The sequence below is a fragment of the Enterococcus sp. HMSC072F02 genome, from assembly GCF_001837725.1.
Lineage (GTDB): Bacteria > Bacillota > Bacilli > Lactobacillales > Enterococcaceae > Enterococcus_B > Enterococcus_B lactis.
The window spans coordinates 1-21890 of sequence record NZ_KV833950.1 but is presented as its reverse complement, the minus strand read 5'-3'; the positions used below and the strand labels follow the sequence as shown (position 1 = coordinate 21890).

At 40.0% G+C, this 21890-nt stretch carries 36 protein-coding genes; 3 read left to right on the top strand and 33 right to left on the bottom strand.

What is annotated here, in order from left to right:
• Window positions 1-144: 144 nt before the first annotated feature.
• The 33 genes from rplQ to rpsL all read right to left on the bottom strand — a co-directional run bounded on the left by rplQ (window position 145) and on the right by rpsL (window position 19152).
• Entirely contained in the window at window positions 145-525 is a 381-nt protein-coding gene (gene rplQ / locus HMPREF2731_RS06595) for a 50S ribosomal protein L17 (protein ID WP_002288716.1), read from the bottom strand.
• A 27-nt stretch (window positions 526-552) separates the two neighbouring features.
• Complete coding sequence (locus HMPREF2731_RS06590) at window positions 553-1491, bottom strand: DNA-directed RNA polymerase subunit alpha (RefSeq protein ID WP_002288715.1); 939 nt, start codon at window positions 1489-1491, stop codon at window positions 553-555.
• A gap of 79 nt (window positions 1492-1570) precedes the next feature.
• A complete protein-coding gene (rpsK, locus tag HMPREF2731_RS06585) occupies window positions 1571-1960 on the bottom strand; it encodes a 30S ribosomal protein S11 (RefSeq protein ID WP_002288714.1) in 390 nt (129 codons plus the stop codon).
• 27 nt (window positions 1961-1987) lie between these two features.
• Window positions 1988-2353, bottom strand: coding sequence for a 30S ribosomal protein S13 (rpsM, locus tag HMPREF2731_RS06580; RefSeq protein ID WP_002288713.1), 366 nt, complete (start codon window positions 2351-2353; stop codon window positions 1988-1990).
• A 17-nt stretch (window positions 2354-2370) separates the two neighbouring features.
• Window positions 2371-2487: a 50S ribosomal protein L36 gene (rpmJ, locus tag HMPREF2731_RS06575; protein WP_002288710.1), complete on the bottom strand. Its 117-nt coding sequence runs from the start codon at window positions 2485-2487 to the stop codon at window positions 2371-2373.
• Window positions 2488-2519: 32 nt separating this feature from the next.
• Window positions 2520-2738, bottom strand: a complete 219-nt coding sequence (infA, locus tag HMPREF2731_RS06570; protein WP_002288695.1) for a translation initiation factor IF-1 — start codon at window positions 2736-2738, stop codon at window positions 2520-2522.
• 190 nt (window positions 2739-2928) lie between these two features.
• Window positions 2929-3576 (bottom strand): adenylate kinase, encoded by a 648-nt coding sequence (locus tag HMPREF2731_RS06565; RefSeq protein WP_002288690.1) that lies wholly within the window; start codon window positions 3574-3576, stop codon window positions 2929-2931.
• Window positions 3577-3637: 61 nt separating this feature from the next.
• A complete protein-coding gene (secY, locus tag HMPREF2731_RS06560) occupies window positions 3638-4933 on the bottom strand; it encodes a preprotein translocase subunit SecY (protein WP_002288688.1) in 1296 nt (431 codons plus the stop codon).
• Complete coding sequence (rplO, locus tag HMPREF2731_RS06555) at window positions 4933-5373, bottom strand: 50S ribosomal protein L15 (protein WP_002288687.1); 441 nt, start codon at window positions 5371-5373, stop codon at window positions 4933-4935. Before rplO ends, secY begins: the two co-directional genes overlap by 1 nt.
• Window positions 5374-5415: 42 nt before the next feature.
• Complete coding sequence (gene rpmD / locus HMPREF2731_RS06550; protein WP_002290455.1) at window positions 5416-5595, bottom strand: 50S ribosomal protein L30; 180 nt, start codon at window positions 5593-5595, stop codon at window positions 5416-5418.
• A gap of 14 nt (window positions 5596-5609) precedes the next feature.
• Entirely contained in the window at window positions 5610-6110 is a 501-nt protein-coding gene (gene rpsE / locus HMPREF2731_RS06545; RefSeq protein ID WP_002288681.1) for a 30S ribosomal protein S5, read from the bottom strand.
• 20 nt (window positions 6111-6130) lie between these two features.
• Entirely contained in the window at window positions 6131-6487 is a 357-nt protein-coding gene (gene rplR, locus HMPREF2731_RS06540) for a 50S ribosomal protein L18 (RefSeq protein WP_002288679.1), read from the bottom strand.
• Between the two features lie 160 nt (window positions 6488-6647).
• A complete protein-coding gene (gene rplF, locus HMPREF2731_RS06535) occupies window positions 6648-7184 on the bottom strand; it encodes a 50S ribosomal protein L6 (protein ID WP_002290453.1) in 537 nt (178 codons plus the stop codon).
• Between the two features lie 31 nt (window positions 7185-7215).
• On the bottom strand, window positions 7216-7614 hold the full coding sequence (gene rpsH, locus HMPREF2731_RS06530) for a 30S ribosomal protein S8 (RefSeq protein WP_002288675.1): 399 nt from the start codon (window positions 7612-7614) through the stop codon (window positions 7216-7218).
• A 35-nt stretch (window positions 7615-7649) separates the two neighbouring features.
• Window positions 7650-7835: a type Z 30S ribosomal protein S14 gene (locus tag HMPREF2731_RS06525; protein WP_002288673.1), complete on the bottom strand. Its 186-nt coding sequence runs from the start codon at window positions 7833-7835 to the stop codon at window positions 7650-7652.
• Window positions 7836-7853: 18 nt separating this feature from the next.
• Window positions 7854-8393 carry a 50S ribosomal protein L5 gene (rplE, locus tag HMPREF2731_RS06520; protein ID WP_002288671.1) on the bottom strand — a complete coding sequence of 180 codons (540 nt, stop codon included), beginning with the start codon at window positions 8391-8393 and terminating at the stop codon, window positions 7854-7856.
• 27 nt (window positions 8394-8420) lie between these two features.
• A complete protein-coding gene (gene rplX / locus HMPREF2731_RS06515; RefSeq protein ID WP_002376689.1) occupies window positions 8421-8729 on the bottom strand; it encodes a 50S ribosomal protein L24 in 309 nt (102 codons plus the stop codon).
• Between the two features lie 36 nt (window positions 8730-8765).
• Window positions 8766-9134: a 50S ribosomal protein L14 gene (gene rplN / locus HMPREF2731_RS06510; RefSeq protein WP_002288669.1), complete on the bottom strand. Its 369-nt coding sequence runs from the start codon at window positions 9132-9134 to the stop codon at window positions 8766-8768.
• Window positions 9135-9191: 57 nt separating this feature from the next.
• Entirely contained in the window at window positions 9192-9458 is a 267-nt protein-coding gene (gene rpsQ, locus HMPREF2731_RS06505; protein WP_002288668.1) for a 30S ribosomal protein S17, read from the bottom strand.
• A 24-nt stretch (window positions 9459-9482) separates the two neighbouring features.
• Window positions 9483-9671, bottom strand: a complete 189-nt coding sequence (rpmC, locus tag HMPREF2731_RS06500; RefSeq protein WP_002288664.1) for a 50S ribosomal protein L29 — start codon at window positions 9669-9671, stop codon at window positions 9483-9485.
• On the bottom strand, window positions 9661-10095 hold the full coding sequence (gene rplP, locus HMPREF2731_RS06495) for a 50S ribosomal protein L16 (protein WP_002288661.1): 435 nt from the start codon (window positions 10093-10095) through the stop codon (window positions 9661-9663). Before rplP ends, rpmC begins: the two co-directional genes overlap by 11 nt.
• A 2-nt stretch (window positions 10096-10097) precedes the next feature.
• Window positions 10098-10754, bottom strand: a complete 657-nt coding sequence (gene rpsC / locus HMPREF2731_RS06490; RefSeq protein WP_002288659.1) for a 30S ribosomal protein S3 — start codon at window positions 10752-10754, stop codon at window positions 10098-10100.
• Between the two features lie 13 nt (window positions 10755-10767).
• Window positions 10768-11115, bottom strand: coding sequence for a 50S ribosomal protein L22 (rplV, locus tag HMPREF2731_RS06485; protein ID WP_002290452.1), 348 nt, complete (start codon window positions 11113-11115; stop codon window positions 10768-10770).
• Between the two features lie 22 nt (window positions 11116-11137).
• Window positions 11138-11416 carry a 30S ribosomal protein S19 gene (gene rpsS / locus HMPREF2731_RS06480; protein ID WP_002288655.1) on the bottom strand — a complete coding sequence of 93 codons (279 nt, stop codon included), beginning with the start codon at window positions 11414-11416 and terminating at the stop codon, window positions 11138-11140.
• Window positions 11417-11458: 42 nt separating this feature from the next.
• Window positions 11459-12292 (bottom strand): 50S ribosomal protein L2, encoded by an 834-nt coding sequence (gene rplB, locus HMPREF2731_RS06475; RefSeq protein WP_002290451.1) that lies wholly within the window; start codon window positions 12290-12292, stop codon window positions 11459-11461.
• A gap of 38 nt (window positions 12293-12330) precedes the next feature.
• Complete coding sequence (gene rplW / locus HMPREF2731_RS06470; protein ID WP_002290449.1) at window positions 12331-12621, bottom strand: 50S ribosomal protein L23; 291 nt, start codon at window positions 12619-12621, stop codon at window positions 12331-12333.
• Complete coding sequence (gene rplD / locus HMPREF2731_RS06465) at window positions 12621-13244, bottom strand: 50S ribosomal protein L4 (RefSeq protein WP_002290446.1); 624 nt, start codon at window positions 13242-13244, stop codon at window positions 12621-12623. Before rplD ends, rplW begins: the two co-directional genes overlap by 1 nt.
• Window positions 13245-13271: 27 nt before the next feature.
• Complete coding sequence (rplC, locus tag HMPREF2731_RS06460) at window positions 13272-13901, bottom strand: 50S ribosomal protein L3 (RefSeq protein ID WP_002290445.1); 630 nt, start codon at window positions 13899-13901, stop codon at window positions 13272-13274.
• A gap of 30 nt (window positions 13902-13931) precedes the next feature.
• Window positions 13932-14240 carry a 30S ribosomal protein S10 gene (gene rpsJ, locus HMPREF2731_RS06455; RefSeq protein WP_002290443.1) on the bottom strand — a complete coding sequence of 103 codons (309 nt, stop codon included), beginning with the start codon at window positions 14238-14240 and terminating at the stop codon, window positions 13932-13934.
• 404 nt (window positions 14241-14644) lie between these two features.
• A complete protein-coding gene (tuf, locus tag HMPREF2731_RS06450; protein ID WP_002290442.1) occupies window positions 14645-15832 on the bottom strand; it encodes an elongation factor Tu in 1188 nt (395 codons plus the stop codon).
• Window positions 15833-16003: 171 nt separating this feature from the next.
• Window positions 16004-18091 (bottom strand): elongation factor G, encoded by a 2088-nt coding sequence (fusA, locus tag HMPREF2731_RS06445; RefSeq protein WP_002290441.1) that lies wholly within the window; start codon window positions 18089-18091, stop codon window positions 16004-16006.
• Between the two features lie 93 nt (window positions 18092-18184).
• The gene (gene rpsG / locus HMPREF2731_RS06440; protein WP_002290440.1) at window positions 18185-18655 is read right to left on the bottom strand and encodes a 30S ribosomal protein S7; all 471 of its coding nucleotides are present in this window, start codon (window positions 18653-18655) and stop codon (window positions 18185-18187) included.
• An 83-nt stretch (window positions 18656-18738) separates the two neighbouring features.
• Window positions 18739-19152: a 30S ribosomal protein S12 gene (gene rpsL / locus HMPREF2731_RS06435; protein ID WP_002294318.1), complete on the bottom strand. Its 414-nt coding sequence runs from the start codon at window positions 19150-19152 to the stop codon at window positions 18739-18741.
• A gap of 318 nt (window positions 19153-19470) precedes the next feature.
• On the opposite strand from rpsL, the gene rpiA reads away from it, so the two are divergent.
• From rpiA to gpmA, 3 genes are all read left to right on the top strand, one after another.
• On the top strand, window positions 19471-20154 hold the full coding sequence (gene rpiA, locus HMPREF2731_RS06430) for a ribose-5-phosphate isomerase RpiA (protein WP_002290438.1): 684 nt from the start codon (window positions 19471-19473) through the stop codon (window positions 20152-20154).
• Window positions 20155-20286: 132 nt separating this feature from the next.
• Window positions 20287-20868: a recombinase family protein gene (locus tag HMPREF2731_RS06425; protein WP_002290435.1), complete on the top strand. Its 582-nt coding sequence runs from the start codon at window positions 20287-20289 to the stop codon at window positions 20866-20868.
• 170 nt (window positions 20869-21038) lie between these two features.
• Window positions 21039-21725, top strand: coding sequence for a 2,3-diphosphoglycerate-dependent phosphoglycerate mutase (gpmA, locus tag HMPREF2731_RS06420; RefSeq protein WP_002290434.1), 687 nt, complete (start codon window positions 21039-21041; stop codon window positions 21723-21725).
• Window positions 21726-21890 lie beyond the last annotated feature (165 nt).

Genomic DNA, 21890 nt, shown 5'->3' with positions numbered 1-21890 from the left:
TATAAAAAAACACTTTATGATGAGTGCTTACTCCCCAAGCGATATTCGCTTGAGGAGCAGCGCTGAGCTAGACTCGGAAAAATATCTTCCAACATCATAACACTCTAAAAGAATCATCTATAAAGTGATGTTATTAGTGTGATTTTAGACAAGTTCTAAGACAACCATTGGTGCACCATCACCGCGTCTTGGTTCTGTCTTCAAAATGCGTGTGTATCCGCCTTGACGTTCTGCGTAACGAGGTGCAATATCGTTGAATAGTTTTTGTAAAGCTGATTCAATGACGATGTCCTCATTTTCTTCACGCACGCTAGCAACTTCATTACGTACGAAAGCCGCAGCTTGACGACGTGCATGCAAATCTCCGCGTTTACCTAAAGTGATCATTTTTTCTGCAGTTGAGCGAACTTCTTTCGCACGAGCTTCAGTAGTCACAATACGTTCGTTGATTAATAAATCAGTTGTTAAATCACGCAACATCGCTTTACGTTGGCTAGATGTGCGTCCTAGTTTACGATAACTCACGTTGGTTTCCCTCCTTCGTAAAAGGTTTTAATCTTCTTTACGTAAACCTAAACCTAAGTCGTGCAATTTTGCTTTAACTTCTTCTAATGACTTACGTCCTAAATTACGGACTTTGATCATTTCAGGCTCAGATTTATTTGTAAGTTCTTGTACAGTATTGATTCCTGCACGTTTCAAACAATTGTAAGAGCGAACAGACAAGTCTAACTCTTCGATTGTCATTTCCAACATTTTTTCTTTTTGTGTTTCTTCTTTTTCGACCATGATTTCAGCATTTTTTGCTTCATCAGTTAAGTTCACAAAAATATCCAAATGTTCAGTCATGATTTTCGCAGATAAACTCATTGCTTCCAACGGTTCGATTGAACCATCTGTCCAAATCTCCATCGTCAATTTATCAAAATCTTCACGGTGTCCAACACGTGTGTTCTCAACTTGATAGTTCACACGACGAACAGGTGTGTAGATTGAATCGACTGGAAGAACGCCAATTGGCATATCTTCTTTTTTATTTTCATCTGCTTGAACATAACCACGTCCAGGTTTCACTGTTAAGCGAGCATGGAACGTAGCTCCTTCAGAGACACTACAGATGTACATATCTTTGTTAAGAATTTCTACATCACTATCAACGATAATATCGCCAGCAGTTACTGTAGCAGGTCCGGTAATATCGATTTCAAGGGTTTTTTCTTCTTGGCCATACATTTTCAGCGCTAAGCCTTTAATGTTCAAGATGATTTGAGTGACGTCTTCTCTAACACCTTTGATGGTAGAGAATTCATGCAGTACACCATCGATTTGAATATTAGTGATGGCAGCACCTGGCAAAGAAGATAATAAAATACGACGTAGGGAATTCCCTAAAGTAGTCCCATACCCTCTTTCAAGAGGTTCAACGATGAACTTGCCATAATCTTTTTCTTCATCAATTTTTGCGATTCTTGGTTTTTCGAACTCAATCATTCTTATCTTTACCCCTTTCAAAACGAAAAGTGTCTTGTTCAATGACGTTACTGATAAAACTCAAAATGAGCGGCACTCATTAAACACGACGGCGTTTTGGAGGGCGGGCACCATTATGAGGAACTGGAGTCACGTCACGAATTGCAGTCACTTCTAAACCTGTAGCTTGTAATGAACGAATTGCTGCTTCACGTCCAGAACCAGGTCCTTTAACTGTTACTTCAACAGTCTTTAATCCGTGTTCCATTGCTGCTTTTGTAGCAGTTTCTGCTGCCATTTGAGCGGCAAAAGGAGTTGATTTTTTGCTTCCTTTGAAACCTAATGAACCAGCTGATGACCACGCTAATGCATTTCCGTGAGTATCAGTGATCATGATGATAGTGTTATTGAATGTAGAATGGATATGTGCAATACCTGCTTCTATATTCTTCTTCACACGGCGTTTACGATTCACTTTTTTTGCTGCCATGAAGTTTTAACCTCCTTCACTTAAGAATTATTTTTTCTTGCCAGCGATAGCGCGAGCTGGGCCTTTACGAGTACGTGCATTGTTTTTCGTGTTTTGTCCACGAACAGGCAATCCACGGCGATGACGGATTCCACGGTAAGAACCGATTTCCATCAAACGTTTGATGTTCAAGTTCACTTCACGACGAAGATCCCCTTCAACTTTTAATTTATCTACTTCCGCACGGATAGCATCTGTTTGTTCATTCGTTAATTCACGAACGCGAACATCTTCAGATACACCAGCATCAGCTAAGATCTTTTTAGCAGTAGTGTTACCAATACCATAGATATAAGTAAGTGAAACTACCACACGTTTATCACGAGGAATATCTACTCCTGCAATACGAGCCATATTTATAGCACCTCCAATTATCCTTGACGTTGTTTATGTTTTGGATTTGCTGGGCAAATCACCATAACGCGTCCTTTACGACGAATTACTTTACAATGTTCGCACATTGGTTTTACTGATGGTCTTACTTTCATGATAATACCTCCTGTAGTTTTACGGAGTACAATTATTTAAAGCGATAAGTAATACGGCCACGGTTAAGATCGTATGGAGACAATTCAACCGTTACTTTGTCACCAGGTAAGATACGGATGTAATGCATACGAATTTTACCTGAAACAGTAGCAAGAACTTGGTGTCCGTTTTCTAGTTCAACTTTAAACATTGCATTCGGCAAAGTTTCGACGACTGTACCTTCGACTTCAATCATATCTTCTTTTGCCACGCACAGTACCTCCTTGTACTTGTTTCGCATTTTCACACGATAAAATGGCGGAAACTGCAGTTCCCACCTCAAAATTCTCAAAATGGATCATCTAGAGGATTCTCTAGAAGTCGGACTGACATATTCTATCATAATTTATTGAACTTGACAAGAGTAACTGCATAATGCAAGTCGGCTACGGGCAATCGTGCTATTTTTCAATGATTTTTTGTACATCTGCAAATACAGCATCGATTTCACGAGCACCATCAATAGTGTTTAGCAAACCTTGTTCTTTATAATAAGCCAAGATTGGTTCACTATTTTTGATGTTGATAGCCAGACGATTTTTAACCGTCTCAGGTTTATCATCTTCTCTTTGATAGAATTCATGCCCACCGCAACGATCACATGTGTCTTCAACTTTTGTAGGGTTGAAAATTTTATGGTAAGTTGCTCCACAATTGCTGCAGATAAATCGGCCGGCTAGACGTTCGACCAAGATTTCTTCACCAACATGGATATCGATGACAGCATCAATTTTTTTATTCAAATCTTTTAGCATTGCGTCCAGAGCTTTTGCTTGATCTAGTGTACGTGGAAAGCCGTCTAATAAGAAGCCTTTCTCTGTATCTGGTTCAGCTAGTCGCTCTTTCACGATTCCATTTGTTACTTCATCAGGAACTAATGCACCTTTATCCATATAAGACTTTGCTTCCAGGCCAAGAGCTGTTTCGTTTTGCATCGCTGCGCGGAACATATCTCCTGTTGAGATGTGCGGAATACCATAAGCGTCAATGATTTTTTCAGCTTGTGTTCCTTTACCTGCACCTGGCAGCCCCATTAAAATGAGGTTCATTGTTTTCCCTCCTAATAAATGTGTGAGAACGTGTGTTGAGGAAGAACCTCAACACGCTTTCTTACTCAATGAATCCAACATATTTACGTTTCAGCATTAAGCCTTCTAACTGTTTCGCAGTTTCTAAAGCTACACCGATAACGATCAGTAAGCTTGTACCGCCTAATCCGATTGATTGTGGAAGATCCCAAACCATTTGAGCAATGATTGGAAGCAATGCCACTAAACCAAGGAAGACTGCACCAACTGTACTTAAGCGCATCAGTAATCTTGAGACATACTCTTCAGTCCCCTTACCAGGGCGTACGCTTGGTATATAACTTCCTTGCTTTTGCAAGTTTTCCGCTAATTTCTCAGGGTTTACTTGTACAAAGGCGTAGAAGAAAGTGAAGGCAACGATCAGAATCGTATAAATCGTAGCACCAGGTGCTGTATTATAGTTAAAGATCTCCATCATCACTTTATACCAGTTTTCAGAACCGAATCTACCACTCAATGCTTGTAAAACAGCATTTGGCGTAGCAATAAACGAACTAGCAAAGATAACTGGAATAACTCCAGCTGCATTTACTTTCAACGGCAGATAGCTGCTTGTAGGCGCGCCAGCGACGCGTTTCGTATATTGAATCGGGATCTTGCGTTCAGCTTGTTGGAAAAATGTTACGAATGTCACGATCAATAAGACCGCTACTAATAAAATGGCCACAAAAATAGCAGATTTCCATATGTCTGAAGGATCGATATTTATAAAGTAATCTTCATAAATTTCTCTGATACTTTCAGGCAATCTAGAAATGATCCCTGCAAAAATGATCATTGATACGCCATTTCCGATACCTTTTTCTGTGATCTGTTCTCCTAGCCAAGTAACAAACATCGTACCGGCTGTTAGAATCAAACCGATCGTTACGTAAGTTGCTACGTTAGGATTATTCACGAAACCTAATTGAGCGTATTGATTGAATCCAGCAGTGATACCGACAGATTGGATAAATGCCAATACTAATGTCAGATATCGAGTGGCTTGATTCAATTTTTTACGACCAACTTCCCCTTGTTTCGACCATTCAACAAATCGAGGCACGATGTCCATTTGAAGAAGCTGAATGACGATAGAAGCAGTAATGTATGGTGAAACCCCCATTGAGAAAATGGAGAAGTTTTGCATCGCACTACCACTTACCAAGTTCAACATGTTGAAAAATGGCAAAGAAGAAAGGTTTTGCAATGAAGCAGCATTTACGCCTGGTACAGTGATATGTGCACCTAGGCGAAATACAAACAACACAAATACAGTAAATAGGATTTTCGATCTAATGTCTTTTACTTTAAAAGCATCTTTTAATAGTCTAAACATTAGATCACCTCGATTGATCCACCAGCCGCTTCAATTGCTTCTTGAGCTGCTTTAGAGAATTTTGCTGCTTTCACAGTTAATTTCTTGTTTAGTTCCCCGTTAGCTAATACTTTGATTCCAGCTTTTTCGTTTTTCACGATTCCAGCTTCAACTAAAGCAACAGGAGTTACTTCAGCTCCGTCTTCAAAGCGGTTCAATACATCAAGATTGATGACTGCATAGTCTTTACGGTTCACGTTTGTGAATCCTCGTTTTGGTAAACGACGGAACAATGGTGTTTGTCCCCCTTCAAATCCTAAACGCACACCACCGCCTGAACGGGCTTTTTGTCCTTTTTGTCCGCGTCCGGCAGTTTTTCCGTTACCAGATGAAGTACCACGACCAACACGGTTACGTACTTGGCGTGAACCTTCAGCAGGTTTTAATTCATGAAGTTTCATAGGTTTGGCACCTCCTTAATATTCTAGTTCTGATTTTTTTAATTAAACTTCTTCAACGTCCACTAGATGAGAAACAGTATTGATCATGCCTTTAATTGCTTCATTAGAAGGCTTAACCACTGAACTGTTAATCTTTGTAAGACCTAACGCTTTAACTGTATCGCGTTGGTTTTGAGGACGTCCGATAATACTGCGTTTTAAAGTAACTTTTAATTCAGCCATTATTGTTGTCCTCCTTATCCGATTAATTCTTCAACTGATTTGCCGCGAAGTTCTGCAACTTCTTCTGCACGTTTCAATTGTTTCAAACCTTCAACTGTTGCGCGAACAACGTTGATTGGTGTATTTGAGCCTAAAGATTTAGAAGTGATATCTGCTACCCCAGCTAATTCTAATACGGCACGAACTGGTCCGCCAGCAGCAACCCCAGAACCTTCTACAGCAGGTTTCATTAGGATTCTACCACCACTAAAAGCACCGATTACTTCGTGTGGGATTGTTGAACCAACCATAGGTACTTCAACTAAGTTTTTCTTCGCATCTTCAATTGCTTTACGGATTGCTTCAGGAACTTCTTGAGCTTTACCTGTACCAAATCCTACGTGTCCGTTTTTGTCACCGACAACAACTAAAGCAGCAAAACGTAGACGACGTCCACCTTTAACAACTTTTGTTACACGGTTAATTGCAACAACGCGGTCTTCTAATTCCAAATGTTTTGGATCGATATAAACCATGAATGGTATTCCTCCTTCTTCTAAAATTCTAGTCCATTTTCGCGAGCAGCTTCAGCTAAAGCTTGCACACGGCCATGGTAAAGGTATCCACCACGGTCAAAGACTACTACTTTAATGCCTTTTTCAGCTGCACGTTCAGCAACTAGTTTACCGACAGCTTGTGCTGCTTCTGTTTTTGTTCCACCTGAAATTTCTTTATCCAAGGTAGAGGCACTTGCTAGCGTTACACCCGCTACGTCATCAATAATTTGAGCGTAGATGTTTTTGTTAGAACGAAAAACGTTCAAGCGTGGGCGCTCAGCAGTACCAGAGATATTGTTACGTACACGACGATGTCTCTTTTGACGTGTTTTGTTCTTATCTGGTTTTGTAATCACAATTGTCACCTCTTTATTTTTATTGTACTACTATTTCAAGCAGTAAATACGTTTCGAAAAATAGAAGCTGCGGCACAAGTAAAAATTTATTTTTTTGAAGGTAAACTTCAGCCAAATGCCTTTTTCCTGCTGCTGGCTTCTATGCAATTTTTCTAAACGATTATTTACCAGTTTTACCTTCTTTACGGCGTACATATTCGCCAACATAACGAATACCTTTACCTTTATAAGGTTCTGGAGGACGAGTTCCACGAATATTTGCAGCTAATTCGCCAACTTCTTCTTTGTTCGCACCTTTAACAATTACTTGTGTGTTAGCTGGTACTTCAACAGTTACTCCAGCTGGTGGTATGATTTCTACTGGATGTGAGTAACCAACGTTCAATACAAGTTTTGATCCTTGTAATTGTGCACGGTACCCAACCCCGATTAGTTCTAACGCTTTTTGGAAACCTTCGCTGACACCTACAACCATGTTGTTGAAGTTCGCACGAGTTGTTCCATGAATTGTTTTCATTTCTTTACTGTCGTTTGGACGAGTGAAAGTCACTTCGTTTCCTTCGATATTCATTTTGATATCTGCTGAGAAAGTACGAGTCAATTCACCTTTTGGTCCTTTAACTGTAACGTTGTTTCCTTCTTGAGTAACTGTTACTCCTTCAGGGATAACAACGACTTTATTTCCGATACGGCTCACTTAAAGACACCTCCTTGTAGATTCTACTTGATTACCATACGTAAGCGATAACTTCGCCGCCGATATTTTTTTCACGAGCTTCTTTATCAGTGACAACACCTTCAGAAGTCGAAATGATTGCGATACCTAAACCGTTCAATACTTTTGGTACTTCGTCAGCTTTGACATAAGCACGCAAACCTGGTTTAGAGATACGTTTTAAGTTTGTGATAACACGTTCGCCGTTTTTACCAAATTTTAGGAAAACACGGATCACGCCTTGTTTGTCATCTTCGATGTATTCAACATCACGAACGAAACCTTCACGTTTCAAGATTTCAGCGATGTCACGTTTAATTTTTGATGCAGGTACTTCTAAAGACTCATGTTTAACCATGTTTGCGTTACGGATACGAGTTAGAAAATCTGCAATTGGATCTGTCATGACCATTGATCTTTTACCTCCTTCTTATGCGAATTTACTTTTTACCAGCTAGCTTTCTTCACGCCGGGAATTTGACCTTTATAGGCAAGTTCGCGGAAGCAAATACGGCAAAGATGGAACTTACGATAAACTGAATGTGGACGTCCGCAACGTTCGCAACGAGTATAAGCTTGTGTTGAAAATTTTGCAGGACGTTTGTTTTTAGCAATCATTGATTTTTTAGCCACGTAGTTCGCCTCCTTTAATTATTTTTGGAATGGCATGCCTAATTGTGTCAACAACTCACGAGATTCTTCATCAGAGTTTGCTGTTGTTACAATAACGATGTCCATACCACGTACTTTATCTACTAAATCATAATCTACTTCTGGGAAGATCAATTGTTCTTTAATACCTAAAGTATAGTTTCCACGACCGTCAAAGGCTTTTTTACTTACACCATGGAAGTCACGTACACGTGGTAGTGAAACTGAAACCAATTTGTCTAAGAATTCGTACATTCTTTCTCCGCGCAATGTAACTTTTGCACCAATTGGCATTCCTTCACGTAAACGGAATCCAGCGATTGATTTTTTAGCTTTTGTAATCATTGGTTTTTGACCAGTGATCAAAGTTAATTCTTCAACTGCTTTATCTAAGTTTTTAGCGTTTGATACCGCATCACCAACACCCATGTTGATGACGATTTTTTCAACTTTAGGTGTTTGCATAACAGAGCTATAGTTAAATTTTTCCATCAATGATGGAGTTACTTCTTTAAGATATTTTTCTTTTAGGCGGTTCATTCAGTAAGACCCTCCTTCCTTAAACTTTTATTTATCTAAAACTTCACCGGTTTTTTTAGAAACACGGACTTTTTTGCCGTCTACTTCTTTGTAGCCAACTCGGCCAGCTACACCAGTAGAGTCAACCACCATCACGTTAGAAACATGAATTGGCGCTTCCATCTCAATAATTCCACCTTGAGGAGCAGCTTGAGAAGGTTTTTGGTGTTTTTTAACGACATTTACACCTTCGACAATAACTTTATCTTTTTTCGGGAACGCTGCTAGTACAACGCCTTCTTTGTTTTTGTCTTTTCCAGTGATAACTTTAACTTTATCGCCTTTTTTAACAAACATAACTGTTTCGCACCTCCTTTGATAAGTGTCTCAAGATTATAAAACTTCTGGTGCTAGTGAAACGATCTTCATGAAGTTGTTTTCACGTAGTTCACGTGCAACTGGCCCAAAGATACGTGTTCCACGAGGGCTTTTATCATCACGAATAATCACTGCAGCATTTTCATCAAATTTAATATATGAACCGTCTGTACGACGAGCTCCTGATTTTGTTCGAACGATAACGGCTTTAACGACGTCACCTTTTTTGACAACCCCACCTGGCGTTGCTTGTTTAACCGTAGCAACGATCACATCACCGATGTTAGCAGTTTTACGACCAGATCCACCAAGGACTTTGATCGTCAAAATTTCACGTGCGCCTGAGTTATCAGCGACTTTTAAACGACTTTCTGCTTGGATCACGTTGTGTATCCTCCTTTCAGATTTTGCATTCAATCTATATAGGAAAATCTCGTGTTATTAGATAATAACTGCTTCTTCGACTACTTCCAACAAACGGAAACGTTTTGTAGCTGATAATGGACGAGTTTCCATAATTCTCACGATGTCGCCAACTTTTGCTGTGTTGTTTTCATCATGCACTTTGTATTTCTTAGAATAGTTCATGCGTTTGCCATAGATAGGGTGGTTTTTCTTTGTTTCGACAGCAACGGTAATTGTTTTATCCATTTTGTCTGAAACCACGCGACCTTGATAAACTTTGCGTTGATTTCTTCCTTCAGTCATACGCTTAATGGCCTCCTTCCATAATTACTTAGCTTGTTCACGCAACACAGTTTTGATGCGTGCAATCGATTTACGTACTTCTTTAATACGTGCAGTGTTTTCTAATTGACCTGTTGCTAATTGGAATCTAAGATTAAACAATTCTTCTTTTAATTGTTTTTCTTGATCAAGCATTTCGGCAGTGGTTAATTCTCTGATTTCTTTAACCTTCATTCGATTCACCACCCATTTCCTCACGTTTTACGATCTTAGTTTTCATTGGTAATTTGTGAGAAGCTAGACGTAACGCTTCACGAGCTACTTCTTCAGGAACGCCTGCGATTTCAAACATGATTTTACCACGTTTTACTGGTGCAACCCATCCTTCAGGTGCCCCTTTACCAGAACCCATACGTACCCCAATTGCTTTGGCAGTATAAGATTTGTGAGGGAAAATTTTAATCCATACTTTCCCACCACGTTTCATGTAACGAGTCATTGCGATACGAGCAGCTTCGATTTGGCGGTTTGTGATCCAATGTGAATCAACAGCTTGCAAACCGTATTCACCGAATGCTACTTCTTTTCCGCCTTTAGCTTCCCCGCGCATTTTTCCGCGGAATTCACGACGGTGTTTTACACGTTTAGGTACTAACATGATTATTTCCCTCCTTTCTCAGTGTTTTTTTTAGTTGGAAGAATTTCTCCACGATAGATCCACACTTTAACTCCTAGTTTTCCGTATGTTGTATCTGCTTCTTCCCATGCGTAATCAATGTCCGCACGTAAAGTATGAAGAGGAACAGTTCCCTCTGAGTATCCTTCTGAACGAGCGATATCTGCTCCGTTTAGACGACCAGATACTTGAGTTTTGATACCTTGAGCGCCAGCACGCATTGAGCGTTGGATCGCTTGTTTTTGAGCGCGACGGAAAGCAACACGGTTTTCTAATTGACGTGCGATTCCTTCACCTACTAATTTTGCATCTAGATCTGGTTTTTTGATTTCCACGATGTTGATGTGGATTCTTTTACCAGTTAATTTGTTTAATTCTTTTCTTAGGCTTTCGACTTCAGAACCGCCTTTACCAATAACCATACCTGGTTTAGCTGTGTGAATTGAAATGTTTACGCGACCTGTTGCACGTTCGATTTCAACTGTTGATACAGCAGCATCAGCAAGTTTAGTTGAAATAAATTTACGGATTCTTAAATCTTCGTGTAAGAACTCAGCATACTCTTTTTCAGCATACCACTTAGCATCCCAGTCGCGGATGATGCCTACACGCATTCCAATTGGATGTACTTTTTGACCCACTGATTATCCCTCCTTATTTTTCTGATACGACTACCGTGATATGACTTGTACGTTTGTTGATTGGAGAAGCTGATCCTTTTGCACGAGGACGGAAACGTTTCATTGTAGGTCCTTCGTTAACAAAAGCTTCGGTTACTACCAAGTTTTCAACATCTAAGTCAAAGTTATTTTCTGCATTCGCAACTGCTGACATCAATACTTTTTCAATGATTCCAGCAGATTTGTTTGGTGTGAATTTCAAGATTGAAATTGCATCTGCGACACTTTTACCTCTGATAAGGTCAATTACTAAACGGGCTTTTCGAGGTGAAGTGCGAACTGTTTTTGCAGTTGCTTTAGCTGATGTGATTTGTTCTGCCATTTGGATTTATCCTCCCCTCAAATTAGCGTTTCGTTTTCTTATCGTCAGCAGCATGTCCACGATAAGTTCTTGTAGGTGCAAATTCACCTAATTTGTGTCCTACCATGTCTTCTTGGATGTAAACTGGTACATGTTTACGTCCATCATAAACTGCGATGGTATATCCAACAAAACTTGGGAAAACTGTTGAACGGCGTGACCAAGTTTTGATAACTTTTTTCTTTTCAACCCCTGCTTGAGCTTCAACTTTTTTCATTAAATGCTCATCGACAAAAGGTCCTTTCTTTAAACTACGACCCATGGTGAACCTCCTCTCAAAATGTGCGACACATGGTCAAAGTAATTATTTATTTTTGCGACGACGAACAATAAGTTTGTCTGATTTAGCTTTTTTGTTACGAGTTTTGTAACCAAGAGCTGGTTGACCCCAAGGAGAAACTGGTGCTTTACGTCCAATAGGAGCTTTACCTTCACCACCACCGTGTGGGTGATCATTAGGGTTCATTACGCTACCACGTACAGTTGGGCGTTTACGCATCCAACGAGAGCGTCCAGCTTTACCGATGTTGATTAATTCGTGTTGTTCGTTACCTACAGAACCGATTGTTGCGCGGCATGCAGCTAAGATCATACGAACTTCACCAGAGTTCAAGCGGATCAATACGTATTTGCCTTCTTTACCAAGTACTTGAGCACTTGTACCAGCAGAACGGATCAATTGTCCACCTTTACCAGGTTTCATTTCAATGTTGTGGATAACAGTACCAACTGGAATGTTTTCTAATGGAAGAGCATTTCCGACTTTGATGTCTGCTTCTGGACCTGAAACAAGTTTCATACCCACTTCTAGTCCTTTAGGTGCTAAGATGTAAGCTTTCACTCCATCTTCATAGTGTACTAACGCGATGTTAGCTGAACGGTTTGGATCATATTCGATCGTTTGAACAGTTGCAACAACGTTGTCTTTGTTACGTTTGAAGTCGATCACGCGATATTGGCGTTTGTGTCCGCCACCTTGATGACGTACAGTGATGCGGCCGTTGTTGTTACGTCCAGCATGGTTTTTCAATGGTTGTAACAATGATTTTTCAGGTGTTGATGTTGTGATTTCAGCAAAATCAGAACCTGTCATGTTACGACGACCATTTGAGGTAGGTTTGTACTTTTTAATCGCCACGTTTTTCCCTCCTAATTTAATGAGTTATCTATTAGTGCTTATTCAGCAGCTTCGAATAATTGGATTTCTTTTGAATCTTCAGTCAATGTAACGATCGCTTTGCGACGTTTTTTTGTATATCCTGCATATTTGCCCATACGTTTGAATTTCGCACGTACGTTCACGATGTTCACGTTTTTGACTTTAACGTCAAAAGCAGCTTCTACCGCTTGTTTTACTAAAGTTTTGTTTGCGCGAGTGTCCACTTCAAAAGTGTATTTCTTGTCATCCATGGCAAGCATTGATTTTTCAGTGATCACTGGGCGTTTGATTACGTCTAGTAAGTTCATTATGCAAGCACCTCCTCAATTTGAGTAAGAGCAGTTTGTGTTGCTAACACTTTTGTATTTGATACAACGTCTAGCACACTCACATTATCAGAAGTTACTACAGAAACGTTTGGTAAGTTACGTGCTGATAAAGCAGCAAAGTCGTTACCTTTTTCTAGAACAACCAATACTTTAGAGTCGATAGATAAGTTAGCAAGAACTTGTTTGAATTCTTTTGTTTTTGGTGCGTCGAAGTTCAAGCCTTCGATTGCTACCAAGTTGTTTTCAGCAACTTTTTCTGACAATACAGATTTCATTGCTAAACGACGAACTTTTTTAGGAAGTTTGTAGCTGTAAGAACGTGGTGTTGGTCCAAAGACTACGCCACCTCCACGCCATTGTGGTGAGCGGATAGATCCTTGACGTGCACGACCTGTTCCTTTTTGACGCCATGGTTTACGTCCACCGCCACGAACAGCGCTACGGTTTTTAACCGCGTGTGTTCCTTGTCTTAATGACGCACGTTGCATTACGATTGCATCGTAAACAACACTTTCATTAGGTTCAATTCCGAAGATTTCTTCGTTAAGTGTGATTTCACCGTTTTGGCTTCCATCTTGTTTGAATAATGCTACATTCGGCATTCCTTAGTTCCTCCTTTCTTCCTACAATTATTTAGCTTTCACAGCTGATTTGATAGTGATTAAAGATTTTTTCGCTCCAGGAACATTACCTTTGATCAAGATAACATTTCTTTCTGCATCTACACGTACAACTTCCAAGTTTTGGATAGTTACGCGGTTGCCACCCATACGGCCAGCAAGACGTTTGTTTTTGAATACACGGTTAGGTGCAACTGGACCCATTGACCCAGGACGACGATGGTAACGAGAACCGTGAGCCATTGGTCCGCGGCTTTGTCCGTGGCGTTTGATAACCCCTTGGAATCCTTTACCTTTCGTAGTACCTGTTACATCAATAATGTCTCCTGCTTGGAAAACATCTACTGTAATTTCTTTTCCTACTTCATATTCTCCTAGCTCAACATTTTTGAATTCACGAATGAAGCGCTTAGGAGCCGTGTTTGCTTTTGCAACATGACCTTTCGCAGGTTTGTTTGATAAAACTTCACGCATATCTTGGTAACCAACTTGAATAGCTTCGTAGCCATCCGTTTCCATTGTTTTCACTTGTAGTACTACGTTTGGCGTAGCTTCTACAACAGTAACTGGAATTAATTCACCAGATTCAGTGAAGATTTGTGTCATTCCCACTTTTTTCCCTAAGATTCCTTTGGTCATGAGTACACCTCCATTATTTTTGTTTTAGTTTTATAATTTGATTTCGATGTTTACACCAGATGGTAAGTCTAGCTTCATCAAAGCATCAACAGTTTTTGGTGTTGGGTTCACAATGTCGATAAGACGTTTGTGTGTACGCATTTCGAATTGTTCGCGTGAATCTTTGTATTTATGAGTCGCACGAATGATTGTGTAAAGACTGCGTTCAGTTGGTAATGGAATTGGACCAGACACGCTAGCTCCAGTTCTTTTTGCAGTTTCCACGATTTTATCCGCTGATTGATCTAAAATACGGTGTTCATACGCTTTTAAACGGATACGAATTTTTTGTTTTGCCATCTTGTTCCCTCCTTCGCCTATTTTGAAAAGTAGACATAGCTCCACGAAAATTTCCGTCACGCTCGTTCGTGGCAAAGCGTCCGGGCGTGTCGCAACCTCTCGTTTCTTAGCCGACGAAATCATTCTGATTACGTCTGTGCAATTCACTAAAGTAAACGCACCTTTGTCATTATAATATATATAAACTCACAACGCAAGGCTTTTTCTTGTAAAAAACATTTTGTTTTCATAAAGTTTCATTTAGAAAATACTGATTCTTTTATTTCGCGTTCCTTCTATTATAATACCCTGTCTTTTCTTTCCTGATCCTGCAATAAATAAAAAAGCTCGGAAACAAAGATCCTGAGATCTTCATTCCGAGCGATTACGTCCGAATAAATGTTGCTTAGTTTTGCTTAATTCAATTAAGCTTTGATTTCTGTAACGACACCGGCACCAACTGTACGTCCGCCTTCACGGATTGAGAATTTAGTACCGTTTTCGATAGCGATTGGGTGGATTAATTCAACTTCCATTGTTACGTTGTCGCCAGGCATAACCATTTCAGTTCCTTCTGGTAATTCAACAACACCTGTTACGTCAGTTGTACGGAAGTAGAATTGTGGACGGTAGTTAGTGAAGAATGGAGTATGACGTCCACCTTCTTCTTTTGTCAACACATATACTTCTGCAGAGAATTTTGTATGAGGTGTGATTGTACCTGGTTTAGCTAAAACTTGTCCACGTTGGATGTCTTCACGTGCAACACCACGTAGTAAAGCACCAATGTTGTCTCCAGCTTCAGCGTAGTCTAACAATTTACGGAACATTTCAACACCAGTAACTGTTGTTTTTGAAGTTTCTTCAGCAATACCAACAACTTCAACTTCGTCACCAACGCGAACTTGTCCACGTTCAACACGACCTGTAGCAACAGTCCCACGTCCAGTGATTGAGAACACGTCTTCAACTGGCATCATGAATGGTTTGTCGTTGTCACGTTCTGGAGTTGGGATGTATTCGTCAACTGCAGCCATCAATTCAAGAATTTTTTCTTCGTATGAAGCGTCGCCTTCTAAAGCTTTCAAAGCTGATCCAGCAACTACAGGAACATCGTCACCAGGGAATTCGTATTCTGTTAATAGGTCACGAACTTCCATTTCAACTAATTCTAGTAATTCTTCGTCATCAACCATGTCTACTTTGTTCAAGAATACAACGATGTAAGGAACACCAACTTGACGAGACAATAGGATGTGTTCACGAGTTTGAGGCATTGGGCCATCAGCAGCAGAAACTACCAAGATAGCTCCGTCCATTTGAGCAGCACCAGTGATCATGTTTTTAACGTAGTCCGCGTGTCCTGGGCAGTCAACGTGAGCGTAGTGGCGTGTATCTGTTTCATACTCAACGTGAGCTGTTGAGATTGTGATTCCGCGTTCGCGTTCTTCTGGAGCACCATCGATTTGATCGTAAGCCATAGCTTGGCCGCCGTTTTTCTTAGATAGTACAGTTGTGATTGCAGCTGTTAATGTAGTTTTACCATGGTCAACGTGTCCGATAGTACCAATGTTAACGTGTGGTTTAGAACGGTCAAATTTTTCTTTTGCCATTTTAAAATGTCCTCCTAAAAATACAATATATTTTTTATTTGTCTGATAGGTATATGATGTACACAAGGTACACCACATGCCCATATCATCGATAATTATTTTACACGAAACTATATTAAAAATATAGTCTCTTTGGATAATCTCTTTGCAGGACTATCCGGTTTTAAGAAATTATTCAGCTTTTCCGCCGTTTTTCTTAATGATTTCTTCTTGTACTGATTTTGGTACATCTTCGTAGTGGTCAAATGTCATTGTAAATGTACCACGACCTTGAGTAGCAGAACGAAGAGTTGTAGCATAACCAAACATTTCAGCAAGTGGAACCATCGCACGAACAACTTGTTGGCCGCCAGCGCGAGCTTCCATACCTTCAACACGTCCACGACGAGCAGTTACGTGGCCCATAACATCACCTAAGTAATCTTCAGGGATAACAACTTCTACAGCCATGATTGGTTCAAGGATTACTGGATTAGCTTTCTTAGCTGCTGCACGTAATGCCATAGAAGCAGCAACACGGAAGGCAGTTTCATTTGAATCGACATCATGGTATGAACCATCGTAAAGTTTAGCTTTGATATCTACTAATGGATAGCCAGCTAAGACACCATTTTCCATAGCATCTTTCAAACCAGCTTCAACAGCTGGAATGTATTCACGAGGAACAACCCCACCGACGATCGCATTTTCAAATTCGAAACCAGCACCTTCTTCGTTTGGTGTAAATTCGATCCATACGTGACCGTATTGACCTTTACCACCAGACTGACGTACAAACTTACCTTCGGCTTGAGTGCCAGCACGGAAAGTTTCACGGTAAGATACTTGAGGCGCACCTACGTTAGCTTCAACTTTGAATTCACGACGCATACGGTCAACGATGATATCTAAGTGAAGTTCACCCATACCAGCGATGATTGTTTCGCCTGTTTCCACGTTTGTTTCAGCACGGAAAGTAGGATCTTCTTCAGATAGTTTTTGTAAAGCCACACCCATTTTATCTTGGTCAGCTTTTGATTTAGGTTCAATAGCGACTTGGATAACTGGTTCTGGGAATTCCATTGATTCAAGAATAACTAGATTCTTTTCATCACATAGTGTGTCCCCAGTAGTTGTGTCTTTCAAACCAACAGCAGCAGCGATATCTCCAGCGTAAACTTCAGAGATTTCTGAACGAGAGTTGGCATGCATCTGTAAGATACGACCAACACGTTCGCGTTTGCCTTTTGTTGCGTTTTGTACGTATGAACCTGATTTTAAAACACCAGAGTACACACGGAAGAAAGTTAAACGGCCTACGAATGGGTCAGTCATAACTTTAAATGCTAAAGCTGAGAAAGGAGCGCTATCGTCTGCAGGACGTTCTACTTCTTCATCAGTTTTAGGGTCAATCCCTTTGATAGCTGGGATATCTAACGGTGATGGCAAGTAATCAAGAACAGCGTCCAATAGTAATTGAACCCCTTTGTTCTTAAATGCTGAACCACATAGTACTGGGTAGAATTCTACGTTAACTGTTGCGCGGCGGATACCTTCTTTTAACTCAGCTTCAGTGATTTCTTCACCTTCTAAGTATTTCAAAGTAAGTTCTTCATCAGTTTCAGCTACAGCTTCAACCAATTTTTCGCGCCATTCTTCAGCTAATTCGCGGTATTCTTCAGGAATTTCTGTTTCTTCGATCTCTGTTCCAAGATCGTTTGTATACATTTCAGCCTTCATTGTTACAAGGTCGATAATTCCTGTGAAGTCGTCTTCCGCACCAATTGGTAATTGGATTGGGTGAGCGTTTGCTTGCAAACGGTCATGTAAAGTTGATACTGAATATAAGAAGTCAGCACCGATCTTGTCCATTTTGTTTGCAAATACGATACGAGGTACACCGTAAGTTGTTGCTTGACGCCAAACTGTTTCAGTTTGAGGTTCAACACCTGATTGTGCATCAAGAACAGTTACAGCACCATCAAGTACACGCAATGAACGTTCAACTTCAACTGTGAAGTCTACGTGTCCTGGTGTGTCGATGATGTTGATTCGATGACCCTTCCATTGTGCTGTAGTAGCAGCAGAAGTGATCGTAATACCACGTTCTTGTTCTTGTTCCATCCAGTCCATTTGTGAAGCTCCTTCATGAGTTTCACCAATTTTGTGGATTTTACCAGTATAGTACAAGATACGTTCAGTAGCAGTCGTTTTACCAGCATCGATGTGGGCCATGATACCGATATTACGAGTGTTTTGTAAAGAAAATTCTCTGGTCATTCTCCTTGTTTCTCCTCTCTTTACTATCTAGTTGCTAAAAATAAGGACACTATCTGAGGTCGACTTATAAAAGTCGACCAAACAGAGAGAATCTTACCAGCGATAGTGAGCAAACGCACGGTTGGCATCAGCCATTTTATGAGTGTCTTCACGTTTTTTAACAGAAGCACCTGTGTTGTTTGCAGCATCCATGATTTCTTTTGCTAAGCGTTCTTCCATTGTGTGTTCACCGCGCAAGCGAGCGTAGTTTACTACCCAACGAAGACCTAGAGTAACGCGGCGTTCAGGGCGAACTTCAACTGGTACTTGGTAGTTTGAACCCCCAACACGACGTGCTTTAACTTCAAGAACAGGTTGAACGTTTTTCATTGCTTGTTCAAACACTTCTAATGGATCGTTACCTGTAGATTCTTTGATCAAATCAAAGGCATTATAGATAATGTTAGCTGCAATCCCGCGTTTTCCGTCAACCATTACACGGTTGATCAAGCGAGTTACTAATTTTGAGTTATAAATAGGATCTGGTAAAACATCACGTTTTGCAACAGGACCTTTACGTGGCATCCGTAACTCCTCCTTCCGAAATATTGTTCATAGTAATTACTTCTATATAATAGAAGCAAGTTTCATTTGTTTAATAATTAAAATTAAGCTTTAGGTTTTTTAGTTCCGTATTTAGAACGGCTTTGTTTACGGTCGTTAACACCAGCAGTATCTAAAGCACCGCGAACGATATGGTAACGTACCCCTGGTAAGTCTTTTACACGACCACCGCGTAATAATACAACACTGTGTTCTTGTAAGTTATGACCAATCCCTGGGATATAAGCAGTAACTTCAATTAAGTTTGACAAACGAACACGTGCATATTTACGTAAAGCTGAGTTCGGTTTTTTAGGTGTCATTGTACCCACACGAGTTGCTACCCCACGTTTTTGAGGTGAGTTTACGTTAGTTTGAGTTTTCTTAAAGCTGTTATATCCTTTGTTCAAAGCAGGTGAATTAGATTTTTCCACCTTTGATTTACGAGGTTTACGTACTAATTGGTTAATTGTAGGCATTCCTTGTTTCCTCCTTCCCACGATTTGCGTCTAGTTCCACACATCCAGGTGGTTCTTTTTTTGCGATAAAAAATAAATGCAATGTCTGCATCCTTATCAAATATGCTTTGATAAACAGTCAGCACGTTTCTTCACAGAAACCTGTAGATAAAGCACCTTTGTTAGAATATCACGAATGAAAAAACATGTCAACAAGAGATGCAATTTTTTTTGAAAAAGCTTTATTGCAATAAAAAAGAATGGTATCTTTTTGCCGTAAATCACGCTAAAATAGTGAGGAAAGCACGAAGCTCAAACTAAAAAAAGGTGGATGCAAAGATGAATTTAAAACAATTAGCTGGCATTGAAGCCGCGAAATTCGTAAAGGACGGGATGATCGTTGGTCTCGGGACCGGTTCAACCGCCTATTATATGGTAGAAGAGATTGGTCGCCGTATGCGTGAAGAAGGATTACGTATCACAGGAGTCACTACTTCAAATGCGACAAAAGAACAAGCGGAAAAATTAGGAATACCGCTAAAGAGTATCGATGAAGTCCCAGTAGTCGATCTGACGATAGATGGTGCTGATGAAATCAGTGCTGATTTTCAAGGGATAAAAGGCGGCGGTGCTGCTTTGCTTTTCGAGAAAATAGTCGCTACGTACTCAAAAGAAACGATTTGGATCGTTGATTCTTCTAAATTAGTCCATAAACTTGGGAAGTTCCCACTCCCAGTTGAAGTCATCCCTTATGGCTCCCAACAGCTACTTCGTATTTTTGACGAAAAAGGATTCCAACCTGTTTTGCGTACAGACGAAAACGGCGAAGTCCTAACCACAGATGGTGGTCATTATATCATTGATCTGCATCTAGAAGTTATTGAACAACCAGAAAGCTTAGCTACCTATTTAGATGAACTTGTTGGGGTAGTCGAACATGGACTTTTCCTAAATATGGTTTCAAAAGTTGTTGTTGGCTCAGAAAAAGGTGTTGAGATTCTTGATGCCATCCGCCATAAATAAAGAAAAACTGCTTAATCATCCAATAAAAAAAGACAGCGGAAAATTTGCGAAAAAACTATCTTTTTGACGTACTTTATGCTACATTTTTACTGTTATATCCAGTTAGAAAATCACTGCTAGAAAGGAATCACCATGAAAATCATTGGTTATGCACGCACAACCATAAATGATGTTGATTTAACAACTCAGGTTGAACAATTATCTGACTTTGGTTGTCAAGAAATTTTCCATGAGACATATGAAGTGGAACAAAACGATGCTACTGCTGTTCATTTGGAGTCAGTGATTGCTGACATGCAGCAAGGCGATGCACTAGTCGTCTGCCAACTTCATCGATTGGGCAAATCTACACGGCAATTAACAGAACTTACACAATTATTCAAAGACCGCGGGCTGCACTTGATTAGCATTGATGAAGGAATCGATACGCGCGAAATGGGGAAAATCTATTTCCAATTGATGGAAAACCTGGCAAACATGGAGTGCGCATTGATCAAAGAACGTACATTAGTTGGATTAGATGAAGCTCGTAAAAAAGGAAAAATCGGCGGAAGACCAAAAATCGATGCAAAAACGATCAAAAAAATCCGACGTCTCTATTACGAAAAAAAAGAAACAATCCAATTTATTTCTTCAAAATGCGGTGTTTCAGTTGGAACATGTTATAAATATATCAATTTGCCTGAAAAAGAAATCGAGCAATTATGCATCTAATGCCTAAAAACGAACAGTGCTTTCGCAGCTGTTCGTTTTTTTATCTTCTCTACTCGTTTTCTCATAGAATCTTATCCAATTTTTCGATGGAAATCTCTTCCAAAAAATTGTACAATAAAACAGAACTGAAATTTTCAGAAATATAAACCTATCTTAAAGGAGAGCTAAACATGCCAAAATTAGTTTTTTCTCGTCACGGTCTTAGTGAATGGAATGCATTGAACCAATTTACTGGTTGGGCTGATGTAAACCTAGCACCAGAAGGAATCGAAGAAGCAAAAGAAGGCGGACGCAAAATCAAAGAAGCTGGAATCGAATTTGATGTTGCCTATACTTCTGTTTTAACTCGTGCAATCAAAACATGTAACTTGATCTTAGAATATTCAGATCAACTTTGGGTACCACAAATCAAATCATGGCGCTTGAACGAACGTCACTATGGTAAATTACAAGGTTTGAACAAAAAAGAAACAGCTGAAAAATACGGCGACGAACAAGTACACATCTGGCGTCGTTCTTACGATACTCTTCCTCCATTAATGGAAGAAACTGACGAAGGTTCTGCAGCAAACGACCGTCGTTACGCAATGTTAGACAAACGCGATATTCCTGGTGGCGAAAACTTGAAAGTGACATTAGAACGTGCTTTGCCATTCTGGCAAGATAAAATTGCTCCAGCATTACTAGACAACAAAACTGTTTTAGTAGCTGCACACGGTAACTCATTACGCGCTCTAGCTAAACATATCGAAGGTATCTCTGACGAAGACATCATGGATCTTGAAATCCCAACAGGTCAACCACTTGTTTATGAATTAAATGATGACTTAACAGTGGCTAAAAAATACTACCTATAATAGATACTCTATTGTAAATAAGACAGCCCTCTCACCTCCTATTATTGTAAGAGATGAAGGGGCTGTTTTTTTAGATATTGGAAGACGGTAGTCTTGGCTATCTAATGCGAATGACATCAATTTACATAATAACTACCCGTGGTGCTAGTTAATTTTAATATCCTA